Origin of the sequence: Neobacillus jeddahensis (genome assembly GCF_000612625.1) — a bacterium.
Lineage (GTDB): Bacteria > Bacillota > Bacilli > Bacillales > Cytobacillaceae > Neobacillus > Neobacillus jeddahensis.
Genome location: NZ_CCAS010000014.1, coordinates 54843 through 72722, shown reverse-complemented (window position 1 = coordinate 72722; position 17880 = coordinate 54843). Strand labels below are relative to the sequence as shown.

At 38.5% G+C, this 17880-nt stretch carries 20 protein-coding genes; 13 read left to right on the top strand and 7 right to left on the bottom strand.

Going from position 1 to position 17880, the window contains the following annotated elements; all coding sequences use genetic code 11:
* Positions 1 to 90 precede the first annotated feature (90 nt).
* Together TY15_RS08970 and TY15_RS08965 are read left to right on the top strand one after the other, a co-directional pair.
* Positions 91 to 1437 carry a glucose-6-phosphate isomerase gene (locus tag TY15_RS08970; RefSeq protein ID WP_040203858.1) on the top strand — a complete coding sequence of 449 codons (1347 nt, stop codon included), beginning with the start codon at positions 91 to 93 and terminating at the stop codon, positions 1435 to 1437.
* Between the two features lie 105 nt (positions 1438 to 1542).
* Positions 1543 to 1944: a YugN-like family protein gene (locus tag TY15_RS08965; RefSeq protein WP_040203857.1), complete on the top strand. Its 402-nt coding sequence runs from the start codon at positions 1543 to 1545 to the stop codon at positions 1942 to 1944.
* A gap of 12 nt (positions 1945 to 1956) precedes the next feature.
* On the opposite strand, the gene TY15_RS08960 is transcribed toward TY15_RS08965, so the two are convergent.
* The gene (locus TY15_RS08960) at positions 1957 to 2952 is read right to left on the bottom strand and encodes a potassium channel family protein (protein ID WP_306454185.1); all 996 of its coding nucleotides are present in this window, start codon (positions 2950 to 2952) and stop codon (positions 1957 to 1959) included.
* 178 nt (positions 2953 to 3130) lie between these two features.
* Between TY15_RS08960 and TY15_RS08955 the strand changes: the two genes are divergently transcribed.
* The 3 genes from TY15_RS08955 to TY15_RS08945 all read left to right on the top strand — a co-directional run bounded on the left by TY15_RS08955 (position 3131) and on the right by TY15_RS08945 (position 6584).
* On the top strand, positions 3131 to 4807 hold the full coding sequence (locus tag TY15_RS08955; protein ID WP_040203853.1) for a DUF6044 family protein: 1677 nt from the start codon (positions 3131 to 3133) through the stop codon (positions 4805 to 4807).
* A gap of 19 nt (positions 4808 to 4826) precedes the next feature.
* The gene (locus tag TY15_RS08950; protein WP_040203852.1) at positions 4827 to 5867 is read left to right on the top strand and encodes a glycosyltransferase family 2 protein; all 1041 of its coding nucleotides are present in this window, start codon (positions 4827 to 4829) and stop codon (positions 5865 to 5867) included.
* A gap of 90 nt (positions 5868 to 5957) precedes the next feature.
* A complete protein-coding gene (locus TY15_RS08945; RefSeq protein WP_040203849.1) occupies positions 5958 to 6584 on the top strand; it encodes a LysE family transporter in 627 nt (208 codons plus the stop codon).
* 167 nt (positions 6585 to 6751) lie between these two features.
* On the opposite strand, the gene TY15_RS08940 is transcribed toward TY15_RS08945, so the two are convergent.
* Both TY15_RS08940 and TY15_RS24225 read right to left on the bottom strand, forming a co-directional pair.
* Positions 6752 to 8110, bottom strand: a complete 1359-nt coding sequence (locus TY15_RS08940; RefSeq protein ID WP_040203847.1) for an amino acid permease — start codon at positions 8108 to 8110, stop codon at positions 6752 to 6754.
* 83 nt (positions 8111 to 8193) lie between these two features.
* Positions 8194 to 8355, bottom strand: a complete 162-nt coding sequence (locus TY15_RS24225) for a hypothetical protein (RefSeq protein WP_157042257.1) — start codon at positions 8353 to 8355, stop codon at positions 8194 to 8196.
* A gap of 231 nt (positions 8356 to 8586) precedes the next feature.
* On the opposite strand from TY15_RS24225, the gene TY15_RS08935 reads away from it, so the two are divergent.
* Positions 8587 to 9342 carry a yteA family sporulation protein gene (locus TY15_RS08935; protein ID WP_040203845.1) on the top strand — a complete coding sequence of 252 codons (756 nt, stop codon included), beginning with the start codon at positions 8587 to 8589 and terminating at the stop codon, positions 9340 to 9342.
* Positions 9343 to 9430: 88 nt separating this feature from the next.
* On the opposite strand, the gene TY15_RS08930 is transcribed toward TY15_RS08935, so the two are convergent.
* Complete coding sequence (locus TY15_RS08930) at positions 9431 to 9637, bottom strand: YozQ family protein (RefSeq protein ID WP_040203844.1); 207 nt, start codon at positions 9635 to 9637, stop codon at positions 9431 to 9433.
* 100 nt (positions 9638 to 9737) lie between these two features.
* Between TY15_RS08930 and TY15_RS24220 the strand changes: the two genes are divergently transcribed.
* The 7 genes from TY15_RS24220 (at position 9738) to TY15_RS08905 (ending at position 15487) form a co-directional block, all read left to right on the top strand.
* A complete protein-coding gene (locus TY15_RS24220) occupies positions 9738 to 9875 on the top strand; it encodes a hypothetical protein (protein ID WP_157042256.1) in 138 nt (45 codons plus the stop codon).
* A 208-nt stretch (positions 9876 to 10083) separates the two neighbouring features.
* Positions 10084 to 10989, top strand: a complete 906-nt coding sequence (locus TY15_RS08925) for a cation diffusion facilitator family transporter (RefSeq protein WP_040203842.1) — start codon at positions 10084 to 10086, stop codon at positions 10987 to 10989.
* A 217-nt stretch (positions 10990 to 11206) separates the two neighbouring features.
* Positions 11207 to 12145 carry a magnesium transporter CorA family protein gene (locus TY15_RS08920; RefSeq protein ID WP_040203841.1) on the top strand — a complete coding sequence of 313 codons (939 nt, stop codon included), beginning with the start codon at positions 11207 to 11209 and terminating at the stop codon, positions 12143 to 12145.
* Positions 12146 to 12480: 335 nt separating this feature from the next.
* Entirely contained in the window at positions 12481 to 13698 is a 1218-nt protein-coding gene (locus TY15_RS08915) for a helix-turn-helix domain-containing protein (RefSeq protein ID WP_040203829.1), read from the top strand.
* 11 nt (positions 13699 to 13709) lie between these two features.
* Complete coding sequence (locus tag TY15_RS24215) at positions 13710 to 13859, top strand: hypothetical protein (RefSeq protein WP_157042255.1); 150 nt, start codon at positions 13710 to 13712, stop codon at positions 13857 to 13859.
* Positions 13860 to 14024: 165 nt separating this feature from the next.
* Positions 14025 to 14420, top strand: a complete 396-nt coding sequence (locus TY15_RS08910) for a hypothetical protein (protein WP_040203827.1) — start codon at positions 14025 to 14027, stop codon at positions 14418 to 14420.
* A 200-nt stretch (positions 14421 to 14620) separates the two neighbouring features.
* Positions 14621 to 15487: an aldose epimerase family protein gene (locus tag TY15_RS08905; RefSeq protein WP_040203824.1), complete on the top strand. Its 867-nt coding sequence runs from the start codon at positions 14621 to 14623 to the stop codon at positions 15485 to 15487.
* Positions 15488 to 15539: 52 nt separating this feature from the next.
* Here the strand turns inward: TY15_RS08905 and TY15_RS08900 are convergent, their stop codons facing one another.
* The 3 genes from TY15_RS08900 to TY15_RS08890 all read right to left on the bottom strand — a co-directional run bounded on the left by TY15_RS08900 (position 15540) and on the right by TY15_RS08890 (position 17880).
* The gene (locus TY15_RS08900) at positions 15540 to 15923 is read right to left on the bottom strand and encodes a VOC family protein (RefSeq protein WP_040203822.1); all 384 of its coding nucleotides are present in this window, start codon (positions 15921 to 15923) and stop codon (positions 15540 to 15542) included.
* Positions 15924 to 15951: 28 nt separating this feature from the next.
* Positions 15952 to 16515, bottom strand: a complete 564-nt coding sequence (locus TY15_RS08895) for an NAD(P)/FAD-dependent oxidoreductase (protein ID WP_040203821.1) — start codon at positions 16513 to 16515, stop codon at positions 15952 to 15954.
* A 150-nt stretch (positions 16516 to 16665) separates the two neighbouring features.
* Positions 16666 to 17880, bottom strand: a complete 1215-nt coding sequence (locus TY15_RS08890) for an MFS transporter (protein ID WP_040203818.1) — start codon at positions 17878 to 17880, stop codon at positions 16666 to 16668.

Below are 17880 nucleotides of genomic sequence, written 5' to 3'. Positions count from 1 at the left end.
TGGTTCCGTTTTCATAGGGAAAGCTTCCTTGATTATCTGACCATCTTTGGTTAAAGTGGTTATTGAAAATATAAAAATGGAGGATCATACATGACACACGTTCGTTTTGATTACTCGAAAGCTCTCACTTTTTTTGGTGAACATGAAATTACATATTTACGCGATGCTGTTAAAGTTGCGCACCATTCGCTTAATGAGAAAACTGGGGCAGGTAGCGACTTTTTAGGTTGGGTTGAATTACCAACTAATTATGACAAAGAAGAATTCGCACGTATTCAAAAATCTGCTGAAAAAATTAAGTCAGATTCAGATATCCTCCTTGTGATTGGGATTGGCGGTTCTTACTTAGGTGCACGGGCAGCGATTGAAATGCTGTCACACAGCTTCTATAATGCCCTTCCTAAAGAGAAACGCAGTACTCCACAAGTGATTTTTGTCGGCAATAGCATTAGTTCTAGCTATATGCGCGATTTAATGGATCTCCTTGATGGAAAAGATTTCTCTCTGAATGTCATTTCGAAATCAGGTACAACAACAGAACCAGCCATTGCCTTCCGTATTTTCCGTAAACTCCTTGAAGAGAAATACGGTGTGGAGGAAGCACGCAAACGGATTTATGCAACAACTGATAAAGCTAGAGGGGCATTAAAAACGTTAGCGACTGAAGAAGGCTATGAAACATTTGTCATTCCTGATGATGTAGGCGGCCGTTACTCTGTTCTTACAGCTGTCGGATTATTGCCAATCGCTGTTAGCGGGGCGAACATTGAAACCATGATGGCGGGGGCAGCTCAAGCACAAAACGACTTCAGTCATTCAGAGCTTGAGGACAATGCAGCCTACCAATATGCCGTAGTAAGAAATGTCCTTTACAATAAAGGAAAAACGATTGAGATGTTAATTAATTATGAGCCAGGACTTCAATATTTTTCTGAATGGTGGAAGCAACTATTTGGTGAAAGTGAAGGCAAGGACCAAAAGGGGATCTACCCTTCTTCCGCTAACTTCTCGACAGATTTACATTCACTTGGACAATATGTTCAAGAAGGTCGCCGTGATTTGTTTGAAACGATCATTAAAGTGGAAAAGCCTCGTCATGAGTTGGAAATTGAAGCATTTGAAAATGATTTGGATGGCTTAAATTATCTAGCTGGAAAAACCGTTGATTTTGTTAATAATAAAGCCTTTGAAGGCACCATGCTTGCTCATACAGACGGTGGTGTACCAAACTTAATCGTTACTATTCCTGAGATGGATGAGTATACATTTGGTTACCTTGTCTATTTCTTTGAAAAAGCATGTGCAATGAGCGGGTACCTTCTAGGGGTTAACCCATTCGACCAACCAGGAGTAGAGGCCTATAAAGTGAATATGTTCGCATTATTAGGCAAACCTGGATACGAAGAAAAGAAAGCAGAGTTAGAAAAACGCTTATAATCATAACAAAAGAGTGCTGATACCAACATGGTATCAGCACTCTTTTGTTATGAAACGATGTGGTTTGGAGAAACTAACGATAATTATTTAAGGGGGTAATAGCAAATGATTGAAATGCCATCTAAAGTTGAAGGCAAGCAGTTTGATCTGTACAAGCTTGAACAAAAGTTAAAACCAATTGGTTATTCGATTGGTGGGAATTGGGACTATGACCATGGTGCCTTTGATTATAAAATCAATGCGGCGGAAGGCTATCAGTTTTTACGTGTTCCATTTACGGCAGTAGATGGCGAACTAGATGTTCGAAATTGTACTGTTGAAATAGGGAGGCCATTCCTGTTGGCACATGAGTATGAAGCTGGAATTGATGAACAAGGGAATTCAGGGACCTTTTCAGGATCCTTTAATCAGTTTCAAGAACCTACAAATAAGGATGCAGATTTTCCAAATCAATATATCGATACAGGTAAATCATTAGTGGCCGAATTAGAAATGCTTCTTTTATAAGAATGGAAGCATTCATTTAAAGGTTAATAATTGATCGTCTTCTTCTAATTCTAAGGAGTGGGAAGGATTTAAGAAGGTTTCTTCCCCTCTTCTAATCCCAATCAATAAGTAACCCCTCGTAAATAGCTCAAGACTGACTTCCTTGAAGCACTTTCCAATATCCGTTTCTTTTACTGAATAGGTTGATAGTCTGCTCTCCTGTAATTGGTGAATAATCTTTGATAACAGCCCATCCCCATTAGCATGAAGGCTATTAATCATAAACACACTGGTTAGTTTATTGGATTGAATAACCTCATCAGCTCCAGCTCTTAATGCGTTTTGAACCTGTTCAGCGGTAAGTATTTCGATGATGCATTTTACTTGTGGGCATAATCCCTTGATCGTTAGCAGGGTTAAAATACTATTCATATCGGCTTGGAGTTCATCATTTCCTCGATCTGCGGTGATTAATACTTTTTGTGCTTTTTCAATATCACTTTTCATAATGGTGTCATCTACATGACCTTTTCCTTGAATAAAATGAACAAATCTAGATTTTACCGGGTTGGCCTCCAGTGTTTCATCAATCAAGACAATCGTAGGTGGAAGGTTCACGCTAGTCAGTTTACTAATCAATTCCTTTGAGCGCTCATTCCAGCCAATAATAATGATGTGGCCATTTCCTTTAAATGGAATTAGGCCTTCAGACAATGCATCTTGTTTCGTGACAGCCGCTGCCGCTAATGTCCCGAAATAGGAGGAGACCAAGCCAACCCCCAATAATATTAAAATTAATGTAGTGAGTCTGCCTAAGAAGGAATGTGGCACATAATCACCATAACCGACGGTGGAAGCGGTAATAATAGCCCACCAAATCCCATCAAAAATGGTAGGAAAGGTTTGGGGCTCTAATAAATGAATCGAAATTCCGAATGATAGAAATACAAGTATGGCCATGACAAGAATTCTTATTAAAAGTGGCAAGCGTAAAAATCCAATATATAATTTGCTTGGCAAGGTTGTCACCTCTTTTCGACTACTATCTATTATTGACAAATGCACTTCTTCTCAACATGTTTAATTGCTTTTTTCAAGACAATCACAGTTTGTTTCCTTATTTATGGGAAAGTGGGAATAATTTTCAGCTTAAAAGCGAATTTTAAAATGGAAGTACCCATAAGAAGAAATTTAGAGGTGTAGAAGAATGGTTACTGAAACGAAAAAAGAGCGAACTCTTATCTTTTTCGCTTTACTAGTTCTAGCGATCTATCTCTCTCCGCTCTTTATTTTGCAAGAAAACGCCCATATCCGGGTACATGATAATCTCGATTCAAATTTGGCCTGGTACAAGGTGTTAGCAAGAAGTGGAGAAATGTTTGGTGGGGTTAAGGCTGTCATTCCACAAATTATTAATGGACAACTGTCAAGAAATGCCTTTGGGACAGAATACAGTTTGATTGTCTGGCTATACGCCCTTTTTCCAACCATGATTGCCTACGGTTTAAGTCAAGCCTTAACAAGGGTAGTCGCATTCTTCGGAATGTATTTATTACTTAAGGATCATTTTCTGCGCGGAGATAAATGGCTTACCTTTCAGATTGGCAGTGCCCTTGCCTTTGCCTTAACACCTTTTTGGCCATCAGGTATGCTTAGTACGCTTGGAATGCCTTTCGCTTTATGGGCATTTCTCAACATCCGTAACAGCGAGGATACTTGGAAAGACTATCTTGTCCTTACTTTATTGCCTTTATATTCTAGCATTGTGCTAGGATTCTTCTTTTTTTTAAGTGCAATGGGGTTATTTTGGATTTGGGATGTCATCCGCGGAAAGGGATGGAACTTCCGCTTTTTGTTCGGAATTGCTTATATGACGGGGATTTTTATGCTAGTGGAGTATCGGCTAGTCTATTCGTTCTTATTCTCTGCAGAACCAAATAGTCGGGATGAGTATTTTCATGCCCACCTGCCTTTTTGGGGGGCGGTACGGCTTTTTATAAAAAACTATCTCCTTGGACATACCCATGTATTAACACTACATAGTCTAATCATCCTGCCGGTCACCTTTTTCGCCATCTACATTGTCTTATCTAAAAGGCTATGGAAACAGGAAAAGCTGTTTGTTTTTTTCTTTTTTTTAAATATTTTCTTATCCTTGTGGTATGCATTTTGGTTTTATGAAGGTTGGCAGCCATTAACGAAACGATTTCATTTCCTGGATACCTTTAATTTTGCTCGCTATCATTTTTTACGGCCGCTTGTGATATATGTGGGTTTTGCTCTTGCCGTAAAAATCATTTCCCAGCAAGGGATTGAACGGGTAAAACTAGCAAAGTGGTTAGTGGTCGCACAAATTGTTTTTTTATGTCTATGTAATGACGAAATCATCTATCGTGAAAAGCCTACTGTCAAAGAGTTTTTTGCCGAAGAATTGTTCACCGATGTTAAGGAGTACATCGGTTTAAAGCCGGAGGAATACCGGATTGCAAGTATCGGAATTCACCCATCTATTGCCCAATATAATGGCTTTTTTACCATTGATACGTACAATAATTTTTATCCATTAAGCTATAAACATCAATTTAGAAAAATCATTGAAAAGGAACTAGCGAAAAATTATACGATTCGTAAATATTATGATAAGTGGGGCGGCCGCTGTTATCTTTTTACAGCCCAATTGGGGAAAAGATACATGATTAAGAAGGATTCAAAGCGGCATTTAAAACATTTAGAACTAAATACAGAAGTGTTTAAGGGGATGGGAGGGCGCTATATCTTTTCAGCGATCCCCATTGATAATGCCCAGCAAAACCAGCTGTTATTAGAGAGAATATTTGAGTCGAAAACGTCGGCTTGGAAAATTTATTTATATAAGACAATGTAGATACCGGGGGTAGTCACCAATGATGGAACCTGTTTTGACAATTGTTGTACCTTGTTATAACGAGGAAGATGTTTTACCTGAGACAATGTACCAGCTGCAGACGGTATTGAAGGACCTGATTCATGATTCTCTGATTGCCATGCAAAGTAAAATCTTATTTGTCGATGATGGGAGTAAGGATCGTACGTGGGAATTGATTTATAAGGAAGGTCTTCGAAACGATTTTGTTCGCGGCCTGAAGCTATCGCGAAATGTCGGGCACCAGAACGCTCTGTTGGCGGGCTTATTTACTGCAAAGGAACAATCTGATTGTATTGTGTCGATTGATGCAGATCTTCAGGATGACATTAAGATTATCCGTGACTTTATTATGAAGTTTCGTGAAGGCTATGAAATTGTATACGGTGTTCGAAAGGGAAGGGAGTCTGATACATGGTTTAAACGATGTACAGCACAAGCATTTTATAAAGTAATGAATAAAATGGGCGTGGACCTAGTTTATAATCATGCCGACTTTCGACTAATGAGTAATAGGGCAGTGAAGGAACTGGAGCGATTTAATGAGGTGAATTTATTTTTAAGAGGAATGGTTCCGCTGCTAGGCTTTCGCTCCGATTTGGTTTATTATGATCGCTTAGAAAGACAAGCGGGGAAAACAAAGTATCCTTTAAAGAAGATGTTGGGCTTTGCTTTTGATGGGATTACCTCATTTTCGATATCGCCGATACGATTTGTTCTCATGACTGGGTTTGTCTCCTTTTTCATGAGTCTCCTTTTTGGCGGTTACTTTTTAGCGTTAAAGTTCTTTGGGCGAACGGAAACAGGGTGGACATCGTTGATTACGTCGATTTGGTTAATTGGTGGTCTCCAATTAATTGCGATTGGTTTAGTAGGAGAATATATAGGAAAAATTTACAAAGAAACAAAGCATCGGCCTAAATATATTGTCGATATTGATTCTTTTACTATTCCGAGACTTAGTAATCACCCACTAATCCAAAGCAAAGAGGATGGAAATGGTGGATTGGATTTTCTAAAAGTATCTGAAACTCATAAATAGATTTCTTTTTATTTTTGTCGTACAACCTCTCCTTCGTGAATAAATATGGATAGACAAGCATCTATCCATATTGGAGGGAAGGGGACTGTAATGAACGTATTTTTAGGTTATATCTTGTTAGGATTATCGCTAGCTGCTCCGATTGGACCGATTAATGCCGCCCAAATTGATCGAGGAATCAGAAATGGGTTTATGCATTCTTGGCTTATTGGGGTAGGTGCTGTGGTTGCTGATGGCGTGTATATGCTTGTTGTTTACATAGGAGTTGTCCAATTTCTTGAATCAGAATTCGTGCAAACCTTTCTCTGGTTTTTCGGATGCTTTGTGCTGATGTATACAGGTATAGAGACCTTCATGAATGCTGGAAAAATTAATTTAGAGCTTGCTAGAGGGAAGGAACCCTTGTTAAAATCGTTCTTTTCGGGCTTCTTGATGTCGATTGCTAATCCGTTGACCATTCTTTTTTGGTTAGGAATTTATGGATCCGTTTTGGCGAAGGCTGCTAATACATATGACACCAGTCAATTAGTTCTTTATAGTAGCGCTATTTTTATTGGCTTGTTGATATGGGATATTACGATGGCGAGTGTAGCGAGTAGCTTTCGGAAATTCTTAACCACTCATTTACTAGTGGTGATCTCTTGTCTATCCGGAATCTCAATGGTCGGATTTGGGATCTACTTTGGCATGCAGGCCTTTCAAAATATTTTTGGATAAAAGCTTAGATTCTTTTAGGCCAAAAAAGTAAGTCAGCTGAAGTTCGCTGACTTTTTTTGACCGATAGGAAAGTATAACTTTCCAATCAGGCATAAGTGCAACTACGCCTCTGTCTTCGCCCTTAGGGGCTCGCCAGTCTGCAAGTTTTCTTTATGAAAGAAAGAATCCTATGCTGTTGGCCAAGGGTAGAGTACTTTTTTCTTCTTCTTTTTCTTATTCCATTGGAAGTTCATGATTAAGGTAAGGATGCCGATAATGCCTAGAAAGGCAAGGCTAACAAAGAAGCCAGGCCTGCTGGAGTCATGAAACAATGTGCCTGAAACAGCCACCAAAATAAACAAGGCACCGAGCGAATACATGACCTTTTCTTTCATTTTCAACTTTAATATTTTTCGCGATGACGCCAAGATAAAGATCCAATTGTAAAGCAGCATCAGTCCAGCGGCTGTCGTAATATGCTCATAAATCCGATCAGGCATAACCAATGCCGATACAATCGACGCTGTAATCCCCAACATCGTAATAACTAAGGTCATTAGTGGGACTTTTAGTTTCCCTTGCTTGGCAAAGCAGGCAGGAGCATCGCCTTCCTTCCCTAAGGTTACTAGCACACTTGTCACCCCATAAAGTGAAGCTGTCATGGTTGAAAAACCAGCAATAATTAAGGAAGCATTAAAAAAATGGGGTACAAACGAGAGATGGTAGGTATCTAAGGCAATCACAAACGGACTTTCCTTGGCGTTGAATGAATGCCAAGAAACCATCATAACAGCCAGCCCAATTGAAAGGACATAAATGAACGTCAGCGAAAAGAGCATGATTTTTCCGGCCTTTGGTGCTTCCTTGGGATTTTTTAATTTCATTGACATTAACCCTAATATCTCAATGCCGCCAAAGGCGTAAAAGGCAAATATAACGGAAGACCATAAACCCATAATTCCACTTGGAATGAAATCCTTTTTACTGTTTGGGTATTGGATGGGACGGTCCCCATCAATGACACCGAAAATAGCTAATGCCGCAATAATAACAAACATGAGAATGGCCGAAATTTTTAAAATGGCAAGAATATTTTCCAGTTTATTTAATAGATTTACCCCGATGAGAATGACCGTTAGTCCTAATACTCCGTAGATCGTTGCAAAAATCCATAAGGGAATCTTCGGAAACCAGAAACGAGAAAAAATCGATAGGGCCGTCATCTGGCTTCCCATTATTAAAACCTCCGAGCACCAATAGACCCAACCGCTACTGAAGCCTGCCCAACGCCCGTAAGCCTTTTTGGCATAGGAACGAAAGCCCCCTTCTAGTGGCTCCTTTGAGGTCATCTTTGAAAGGGCATCAAATACAAAGTATGTGCCAATTGCCGCAAGGATAAAGGCGATTAAAATAACAGGTCCTGCCATTTTTATGGCTAAACTTGAACCTAAGAAAAAGCCTGTCCCGATCGTACAGCCGACCCCGAATAAAGAAAGCTGCCACCATTTCAATTTTTTTTCCTCTGCGCCATTCGTTGATTTACTCATTGAATTTCTCCTTTTACAGCACTTTATCTCTTCTCGATTAAAAAGGTTGAGGAAAATGGACCCCAACCCTTTTATAAAAATTGTTATAACTTGCGTCCTGTTGCCCCGGGCGTTTTATCGGTTATTTCCTGATTATTGTAGTCTGGATCATTCAGGCCAGGAGGTTGGTTATTCTTGCCCCCTAAATATTCCGCTTTATGTTTGCGCTGCTCTTGTCTAAACTTGTCAAAGTTTTCATTAACCATCGAATCTCCTCATTTCTAATCAACTTCATCATTCTTAAGATACGCGTGCACCCAATTCTTATTCAGTTTCCTCACAAAGGTTCAATGGTATTTTGTTGGAATTAAATTTTTATTACATAATCCACCGTGAAACAAATGAAAATATAAAGGAACTCTAAAGCTGAACATATTAATGGTGAAATAGATTTTCCAATCGTTATTATCGTGCTTTACTATGAAAGGGGTTATGACATGTTATCGACGCAGCAGTTAGCTGAGTTTCGGTTACGATTATTGCAAGAAAAAAGTGAAGTAACGGAACGACTTGATCAGAATGACCATTTCGGGTTGGAACGTGGTCATTACCATGAATCGATGGGAGAATTATCAAGCTATGATAACCATCCCGCAGATGAGGGGACAGATTTATATGAACGAGAAAAGGATATTGCCCTAAATGAACATTATGAATTGCAGCTAAGCAATATAGACAGAGCGCTGGCCGCGATGGAAAACGGCACGTATGGGAAATGCGAGGTTTGTGGAAAGGATATTCCAATTGAAAGACTAGAGGCATTGCCAAACACAACCTACTGCATTGAACATAGTCCTGATCAGGTGGTATCCCATAATCGTCCCATTGAGGAGGGTGTTCTGATGCCTGACTTCGGTAAATTCGATATGGATGAAAAGGATGAAAATGTTGCTTTTGATGCCGAGGATGCATGGCAAGAGGTTGCCTCTTGGGGCACATCTGAAACTCCCTCTGATTTGGCTTTTTCGGAGGATAATTACCAAGATATTTATCCGGAATCTGATGAAAATATTGGCTATGTGGAGGACTATGAAAATTTTGTTGGGAACGATATGTATGGAAACGACATTAAAGTGTATCCGAATGCGCAACATGAACAATATGAAGAGGCTCTAGATGAAGAAGGCCTTATGACAAGCTTTGGTGATTTACCAGCCTATGAACATGATCCCTATGTGGAAGATAAAGATTAAGAACGGCTTAAGACGCCTGAAGCGGAAATTTTAACGGTCTAAAAAAGAAAACAGCTTTCGGATGAGAGCTGTTTTCTACTTAAGAAACTTATTCGTTGCCTTCTTGTGGAATCGGAATATCCTTACCATCCACATCATCGATAACGGCACCAATTTCTCCTTCTGTATACGTGTCGCTTACTTGCTCATGTGAGGTGGCAATTCCTTTGGAAAGGTCGTCCTTTTCTTGATAATAACTCGGGTGGTAAAAACTCCCTGCCAACTCTTTTTTAGGATTAGCTTTTTTATTGTCCATGTGAAATCCTCCCTTTTCAAATAGTGATACAACGGTATTTTTTTCTTATTTTAAAATTATTACTCCTGTAAAAAATAAAACTTTGAAGGGTGGAGATCAAATGAATCGAAAAAAAGAGTTTCCCTCTCGTGAAGAATTAGACCAAGCCTTCCATTTTCTTCATGAGCAAATAAATCGGATTTCTGTTGTAGAGGAAGTAGAAATGAGGAAAGAGGATCAAGAAGGAAAGAAAGAATAAGAGTTTATGGTGAGTTGCCTCCATTCAATTTTTCTTAATGGAGGCAAGATTTTTTCTCTAGACCCAAAAGGGTTACGTTTGCTATGATTTCTTAGGTTAACTAAATGGATGTGGAAAATTTTCGAACGCATGAGTGAACTCCGCCTCTGTCGAAACGAAAAGGGAATACAGTTGGCGTGCTTTCGTTAAATATAAAGGGTGGTTGACGATGGAAATGAGAGAATCTCTTGCAAAAAAAGTGGCTTGGATAAGTGTGGTCAGTAACATTATCCTCACGCTCGGAAAAATAATAATTGGCTGGTATGGACACAGTGATGCTGTATTTGCGGATGGAATCCATTCTGCCGCTGATGTTTTTGCCTCGGTTATTGTTTTACTGGTCATTAAAATTGCCAATAAACCAGCGGACAAAGAACATCCGTATGGACATGGAAAGGCTGAGGTCATTGTTTCAGAAATTATTGGCTTTCTCCTATTGCTTGTTGCCATTTACGTAGCGTATGAAGGGATTAGTGGATTCTTTCATGAGGTGGAATCACCAAGCTTGTTAGCGATGTGGATCGCCCTGTTTTCGTTTGTAACCAAGATCATTTTATACCGAAGCTCTTTACGGGTGGCTAAAGAAAATCAAAGTAAGGCCATTGAGGCGATTGCCTATGACCATAAAGCAGATATCGTAGCATCGATTGCCGCAGCGGCAGGGGTCCTTCTGTCCATTCTCGGGGTGCGATTTGATATCGATTTCTTATTATATGGAGATAAGGCAGCGAGTGTTTTTGTCGCCTATTTAATTTTTAAAATTGCGAAGGAAATGTTAACCGAAGCATTTGATATATTACTGGAGCGAAATATAAATACAGAAACGTTACAGGAGTACATAGCGGTTGTAACTGAATTTGATGAGGTCAAGCGAATCGACCGAATCAGGGCAAGAGAACATGGGCATTATGTGTTAGTCGATCTACGGATTTCGATTGACCATTTTAAGACGATTAAACAAGGGCATGACCTAGCTAAATCGATAAAGCGTAAGCTGATGGATCAAAATGATAATGTCCGTGAGGTTTTAATCCATTTAAATCCGTTTTTTCCTGATGATACAGATAAATCGTAAAAAAACTCCTTTGTACTTTTGCGCATTAGGGGTTATGATAGGATAGGATATTAAAATCAGAAGGAGTTGATATTTTTGAGTTATTCTGTAGACCCAGACCCAAGTAGGCGGGGGGAAGTCAATGTGATCCTTGAATTGATTGAATTGAATATCATAAATATCAACTCTAAAAAAGGCTGTTGGCTTCCTCGAACAAAGTGAGTGAGGAGGTTTTGCTATGTTAGAAATTTTTAAAAGCACAGAAACTCGAGTGTTGGAAAAGGTTGATGTAATCTCAAAAGGCTGTTGGGTTAATATGTATGCACCGACGGCAGAAGAAATTAACAAGGTTTCAACAGATGCTCAAGTAGATGTTGATATCATAAAAGATGCCCTGGATGATGAAGAACGACCAAGGATTGAACGCGATGATGGAAGAGTCTATATCATCGTCGATTTTCCTTATACGGTTCAAGATGAAACCGGATTGATCGTATATGAAACCATTCCAATTGGCATTATCCTAACGGAAGATAATATCATTACCGTTTCCTTAAAAGATTCACCTATTATTGAAGAATTTCGCAAAAATCGTGTAAAAGAATTTTTTACCTTTAAAAAGACGCGATTCGCCTTACAAATCTTATTTGTGATTTCTTCTTATTATCTTCGTTACTTAAAGCAAATCAATAAGAAAACAAATGAAATTGAACGTGAAATCCATCAATCTTTGAAAAATAAAGAACTCTATGCGTTCCTTGCCTTAGAGAAAAGTTTGGTTTACTTCACCACGTCATTAAAATCAAATAAAGTCGTCCTAGATAAGATTCTCCGTTTTAATTATTTAAAAATGTATGAAGAAGATAAGGATCTATTAGAAGACGTGATCATTGAAAAAACACAGGCAATTGAAATGGCGGAAACATACCGCTCCATTTTGAGTGGTATGATGAACGCTTTTGCTTCCATTATCTCCAATAATCTCAATATTGTTATGAAGTTTTTAACATCGATCACGATTATATTATCATTCCCAACAATGGTGGCGAGTTTTTACGGGATGAATGTTGATATCCCACTCCAGCACGCTACCCATTCCTATGCGATCCCGCTTATCATCTCTGCATTTTTAACTAGTTTAACAGCGTTTGTTTTTTGGAAAAAGAAATATTTCTAGATTAGCAGCCTCTAACCAGGCTGTTTTTTTATAAGATAAGAAAGTATAAATTTTGACTTTGAGAATTGTCCAGCTCCAGGCGCCATCGGCTCGAGGTCACAAGCCAATCCGACCAAAAGGTTAAAGAACAACCTTTCGGCCGGCTCGTCTTGTGCTTGTCGCCGATAGGCGGGCGCCTTGCGCTTTTCTTATGTGTCTTTAGAAGTTTTTTGAAATTTTCCCAAGTTTATCACTAGAGTAAATTAACTCCTTTGGGAATAGTCCGAATATCACTATAAGATTATCTTCCATTGTTGTAAAATAAATGAAAAAGGAAGGGCAATCTGGGTGATCATATGGAATTTGGAGCCTTGATTAAGTTCTATCGTACACAAAGAGGAATAACCCAGGGGGAACTAGCGAAAGGAATTTGTTCTGTTCCACATTTAAGTAAAATAGAGAACAATTCCAAAGAAGCAAACGAGGAAACCATTTCACTGTTGCTCAAACGGTTAACTATTAGTTTGGAAGAGATGGAAGAAAAGGAAGACCAGATTAAGGGAAATATCAAAGAGCTAAGCAGTAAGATCAATTTTTATCTAAAGGATGAAATAGACGATACTTATCAAAAAGTAGAGAACATGGCACATTTAATTCCATTTTCAAAGCATATTTATGTTTGCGAATTAGCTAAATATAGATACCTATTATTTAAAGGACTTATAAAGGATGCAGAGTCCCAAAGAGATTTATTATCTAAACAAAAGAAGAATTTTTCCCAACATGAAAGCTATTTATTTCGCTATTACAATGCGATATTCTTAATCTTACAAGGACAGTATAAAAATGCAGACACCATTCTCGATTCCTTGTATATAGAAAATGATCATGAAACAACGAGTGGAGAATTTCTTTATCATCGAGCACTAGTAAAAAGTTTATTAGAGCAATCAGGGCATGCGATCCATTTTGGGAACATGGCTTTGCAAATGTTTATGAATCAGCATAACTTTATTCGAATTCTTCATACTTTGATGTTGCTCGGAATTAATTACACAAACTCCAACATTTATGAAGAGGCACAAGGATGCTTTCAACATTTGATCCGTAACGCAGTGATACTAAAAGAAGAGAAGCTTCTTCCACAAATTTATCATAATATGGGCTTTCTACAAAATAAAATGAAAAATCCGAGGGAAGCGCTTTTTTATTATGAAAAAAGTTTAGCGTTACAATCTAACATGAATCAAGACTATCTTGTGACGCTATATGATATTGGAGAACTTCATTATCATCTAAATTCGCTTGAAAAAGCGAAGGAAATATTTGAAGAAGTAGATTCTTTATCGAAAGAGCTTGGAGTAAAAAAGTTAAGACTATTAGCAGTCTTTTACCAACTTCATATGGTATCCCAGGTCAAATCGTTCAAATATTTAGAGTCAAAAGTGATTCCCTATCTTGAGGCTAATGAACAGTCTGATGATCTTAACCGCTTCTATAAGATGTTAGCAGACAATTACAACCAAAAAGGAATAGTGAAGGAAGCCGTAAAATATTTAAACAAAATCACTTAGGGGGAATTTCTATGAAAAAATTAGCCATCATTTTGTTCTCAGTTACAGTGCTTTCGCTTATAACATCAACAACAACAGTCAATAATCAAAAGTCATCCGTAAATACCGAGGTCGCTAGTAAATCGTTAAGCGATTATCCTATTCATCCACCAGTAGGATGATAAAAAAGACTTTCCAATCCCTGAATTTCGGGATTTTTTTTATTGTAAGGAATGTTGGTAAAAGTGTAGTTGATATTAATAGGAGTATTAAAATGAATGAATCATGATGATTATGGTATCCTATGTGTATATGTTTAAAATATGGAAAAAGGTCAAGGAGGAAATATGAAATCATTTATTGTTGGTTTTCACCAAGAGGATAATGTGGATAGTATGCAAATACAAAAGCTTAACCAAGAGGAGTTTGAAAAAGCAACCGAGGGTGGGACAAGACATTTATTTGAGCTTGACACAAACATTGGTTTGTTTGTCTTTTTTGATGGTGCGGACATTGACGGAAATCTCTCCTATATGGTATTGCAATATGAAGAGGACAATGAAGAACCCGTTGCATGCTACTCGTTCCAGCTGAAGGACTTTTACGAATTTATGGCTCTGTTCCTAAATGATCTTGAGGTTAATGAGGAATCAGAAGAAGAGGAAGAAGAATACGGTGCAATTCATCATTTAGCCCACTTGTTGTTCCATATTGTAGAAGAGGGCAAAGATCTGGCGGTTTAATGAGGCAATTTCTTAAATGAAAGAAGCACTTGGCCCAATTGTGGTCCAGTGCTTCTTTCATTTAATGTGGACCACTTTTATTCGTTTATTTTAATTAATAGGAATTCATTTTATTTGGTTTTTGGAAATCTTGTCAAATGATAAGATGGAATGATTATCCATTGCATGATATGTGTTTAGTAGAAAGGATGAGTAGAAAGATGTATCAGCTTAATGTAACGAAAGAACAGGGTCTGATGGTTTACGAGCTAATCAATAATGAAATCGGCAGTTGGCTTAATATAGTTCCTGAGCGTGGCGGAATTATTTCTGGATTTGGAGTAGAGGGAGAAGAAATTCTTTTTTTAAACAAAGAAACTCTATATAATCCTAATAAAAATATCAGGGGCGGAATTCCAATCCTATTCCCAATCTCCGGTCAATTAAAGAACGGGGAGTATGAGTGGGATGGTATGGTTTATCAAATGAAGAACCACGGGGTTGCCCGAACGAACCCATGGGAAGTTGTCGAAACCAATACCGATGAAACAAGTGCCTCGATCACATTGCGTTTAGCGAGTAATCAAGAAACAAGGAAGGAATACCCATTTGACTTTGAGGTAGTGTTTACCTATACCATAACCAAAGATAGTCTAACTATTTTACAGGGATACCGAAACCAATCCGAAGCTCAGATGCCTATCTATGCTGGGTTTCATCCCTATTTCAAAACAACTTGCAAGGACCTGACCTATCAAACCAATGCTAAAACCTATTTGGATTATAATGATATGAAAATCAAAAACATTGAAGGCTCATTAGATTTAACTAATAAAAAAGAGTCTCTAGTTCTCCTCGATGCAACGGAAAAAGAAGTATCGTTTGCACTTCCTGATCAAAACAAGTACTTGACGATGACATATGGAAATGAATTTAAGTACATCGTATTATGGACAGAAAGTGATCAAGAATTTATTTGTGTGGAGCCATGGATGGCTTTAACTGATGAATTGAATCAGAAGGAAGAATTAGTGATGATCGAACCGGGGAATACGTTGCAGACAACAACAGCATTTATTGTGAAATAAAGAAAAGGACTTCAACAGTCCTTTTCAAGTCTTTATATATGAGAATTGTTAATTATCTTTGGAAAAATTCAACCTTTTCACCAGCAGGGCCATGTACAAAGAAATTACGATATCCATTCGGGAGGGTAGAGATGTCTTCACTGATGAATACAACATCAAGACCCTTTAAACGGTCAAATTCCTCTGCAATATCGTCGACTAAAAAGGCAATGTGATTGACCTTTCCTTCATTTGGGAGATCAGGATTACCGCCAAAGACTAATTCTAATTCTGTCTCGTCCGAACCATCGAAGCCAAGGAAAGCGAGGGTAATAGAACCATTTGCTATCGTAAATTTATCCTTTAGCTCCATGCCTACCACTTCTTGATAAAACGTAAGTGCTGCCTCGAGATTGTTTACCATGACACCGACATGATCCATTTTCTTTACAGCCATATGACTTCCCCCATACTATGTATCCTGATTAGGATTTTAAAATATCATGGTCAACATAGCGTTCACCATTTAATTCACTAATCACATTAATGGCAACTTTTGCTCCGTCACCCGCTGTGATGATTGTATGCATACTAACGCCAGCTACTGTTCCTGCTGCCCAAATGCCTGCAATATTAGTTTTTCCAGCGTGATCGACATCAAGAATCGTCTTAATTCTTGGCTCTGTTCCTGGTTTAGTTTGTAAACCAACTTTTTCTGCTAAATCAACTGACATACCAGTAGCAACAATAACATGCTTTGCTTCGTACTCACTTTGATCTGTTTCCACTTTAAAACCATTGTCTGTTTTAGTGATAGTAGAAACAGTGGCTGGAACAATTTCTGCACCAAATTTAGTTGCTTGTTTTTTCCCAATTTCAATAAGATCTGGGCCCGTAATTTCTTCTACACCATAATGATTTTCAATCCACGCCCGTTTGGTAACACTTTTATCATTATCAATCACTAAGGTCTTCTTACCAGCCTTTGCTGTAAATAACGCAGCACTAGCACCAGTAGGTCCTGCACCAATAATCACCACATCAAACATATAATATCCCTCCAATAATTTTTAATACGTTTAGCTTAGCGTATTTAAATATCAATGTAAAACGAAGTGCTTGATTATAAATAGAAAAATGTGAAAACTCAAGATTCTGCTTGAAATATTGTACAATGGGGGAGCTTTGTTTAGTATGTTTTAAATTTCTTGCATGTTTGCTTGTTGTTGAGCCTTTTCTTTTACTGAGGAAGACCGTTTCTTCGTATGGAAAAAGTAATAAAGGACTGCTCCGATTAAAATATAGAAGGAGCAAAAGAAATATAACGTACTATAGTCCATTTTGACGGCGATGATTCCAACTACAAATGATCCTAGGGCAATACCGGTATCATAGATAGATAAGAAGGTCGCCGTAGCCACTCCTCTTCGTCTTGGTTCAGCATTTTGAATGGCAATCGTTTGAAAGGTAGGGAAGAGAGTCCCCCAGCCTAAGCCAATCATTCCTGCTGATAATAAGAACGTAACCGCTCCATTACTTTGGCTTAATATAAACATACCAACCGCAAAAAGAAAAATACAAGGAAAGCTAATCACGTTTGGCCCATACTGATCAAGCCATTTTCCTGTAAATGGCCTTGAGGCTAATAAAACAATCGCATAGACGACAAAGAAAAGACTGGCAATATTGGATAAGTGAATCTCATTGGCATAAATCGATACGAAAGTGAGAAGGGCTGAATACACGATCGCCATAAAGCTGCCAACGATCGCGATTGGCACGGCAGATGCTTCGAAAAGGCTGCGAAATGAAAAGGATGACAGAACCTCTATTTGAGAGGGCTGTTCCAAGTGTGGCTGTTTGACACTAAGCCCGGTGAGTAAAGCCATGATTGCAACGATAACACTTAGGATGAACAATACCTGGGGTCCCCATTCCTGGATCGCCAACAAACCAATAAAGGGCCCGATAACCATCGCCATATTTGTGGACATGACGAAATACCCCATGCCTTCTCCACGGCGAGAGACAGGAATGAGATCAGCTACAATGGTACCAACTGCCGTTGTGGCCATACCAAAACCAATCCCGTGTAACAAGCGAATGATTAGAAACCCACTAATGGTTTTCGGGAAGAAATATAAGAGTGCGGCTCCTGCGAAAATGATAAGGGCAACGATTAATACCTTTCTATTGCCAGCTCGTTCTTGCCATTGCCCCGCAAGCGGACGTGAAACAATCGCAGAAAGCAAAAATACGGTAGTCATTAATCCCGCCATCGAAGAACTGCTATGTAATTCATCTAGAGCATAGGATGGAAGGGTGACAAGTAAGATATAAAAAGTTAAAAAGAGAAAGAAATTACTTAAGGATATGCTGATAAAATCCTTTGTCCATAGTTTTGATTGATTCAT

Bases quoted from the DNA above. Each gene is read 5' to 3' on its own strand.
- TY15_RS08970 (WP_040203858.1), top strand. From the start codon at position 91: ATGACACACGTTCGTTTTGATTACTCGAAAGCTCTCACTTTTTTTGGT.
- TY15_RS08965 (WP_040203857.1), top strand. From the start codon at position 1,543: ATGATTGAAATGCCATCTAAAGTTGAAGGCAAGCAGTTTGATCTGTAC.
- TY15_RS08955 (WP_040203853.1), top strand. From the start codon at position 3,131: ATGGTTACTGAAACGAAAAAAGAGCGAACTCTTATCTTTTTCGCTTTA.
- TY15_RS08950 (WP_040203852.1), top strand. From the start codon at position 4,827: ATGATGGAACCTGTTTTGACAATTGTTGTACCTTGTTATAACGAGGAA.
- TY15_RS08945 (WP_040203849.1), top strand. From the start codon at position 5,958: ATGAACGTATTTTTAGGTTATATCTTGTTAGGATTATCGCTAGCTGCT.
- TY15_RS08940 (WP_040203847.1), bottom strand. From the start codon at position 8,110: ATGAGTAAATCAACGAATGGCGCAGAGGAAAAAAAATTGAAATGGTGG.
- TY15_RS24225 (WP_157042257.1), bottom strand. From the start codon at position 8,355: ATGGTTAATGAAAACTTTGACAAGTTTAGACAAGAGCAGCGCAAACAT.
- TY15_RS08935 (WP_040203845.1), top strand. From the start codon at position 8,587: ATGTTATCGACGCAGCAGTTAGCTGAGTTTCGGTTACGATTATTGCAA.
- TY15_RS08930 (WP_040203844.1), bottom strand. From the start codon at position 9,637: ATGGACAATAAAAAAGCTAATCCTAAAAAAGAGTTGGCAGGGAGTTTT.
- TY15_RS24220 (WP_157042256.1), top strand. From the start codon at position 9,738: ATGAATCGAAAAAAAGAGTTTCCCTCTCGTGAAGAATTAGACCAAGCC.
- TY15_RS08925 (WP_040203842.1), top strand. From the start codon at position 10,084: ATGGAAATGAGAGAATCTCTTGCAAAAAAAGTGGCTTGGATAAGTGTG.
- TY15_RS08920 (WP_040203841.1), top strand. From the start codon at position 11,207: ATGTTAGAAATTTTTAAAAGCACAGAAACTCGAGTGTTGGAAAAGGTT.
- TY15_RS08915 (WP_040203829.1), top strand. From the start codon at position 12,481: ATGGAATTTGGAGCCTTGATTAAGTTCTATCGTACACAAAGAGGAATA.
- TY15_RS24215 (WP_157042255.1), top strand. From the start codon at position 13,710: ATGAAAAAATTAGCCATCATTTTGTTCTCAGTTACAGTGCTTTCGCTT.
- TY15_RS08910 (WP_040203827.1), top strand. From the start codon at position 14,025: ATGAAATCATTTATTGTTGGTTTTCACCAAGAGGATAATGTGGATAGT.
- TY15_RS08905 (WP_040203824.1), top strand. From the start codon at position 14,621: ATGTATCAGCTTAATGTAACGAAAGAACAGGGTCTGATGGTTTACGAG.
- TY15_RS08900 (WP_040203822.1), bottom strand. From the start codon at position 15,923: ATGGCTGTAAAGAAAATGGATCATGTCGGTGTCATGGTAAACAATCTC.
- TY15_RS08895 (WP_040203821.1), bottom strand. From the start codon at position 16,515: ATGTTTGATGTGGTGATTATTGGTGCAGGACCTACTGGTGCTAGTGCT.
- TY15_RS08890 (WP_040203818.1), bottom strand. From the start codon at position 17,880: ATGAATCAATCAAAACTATGGACAAAGGATTTTATCAGCATATCCTTA.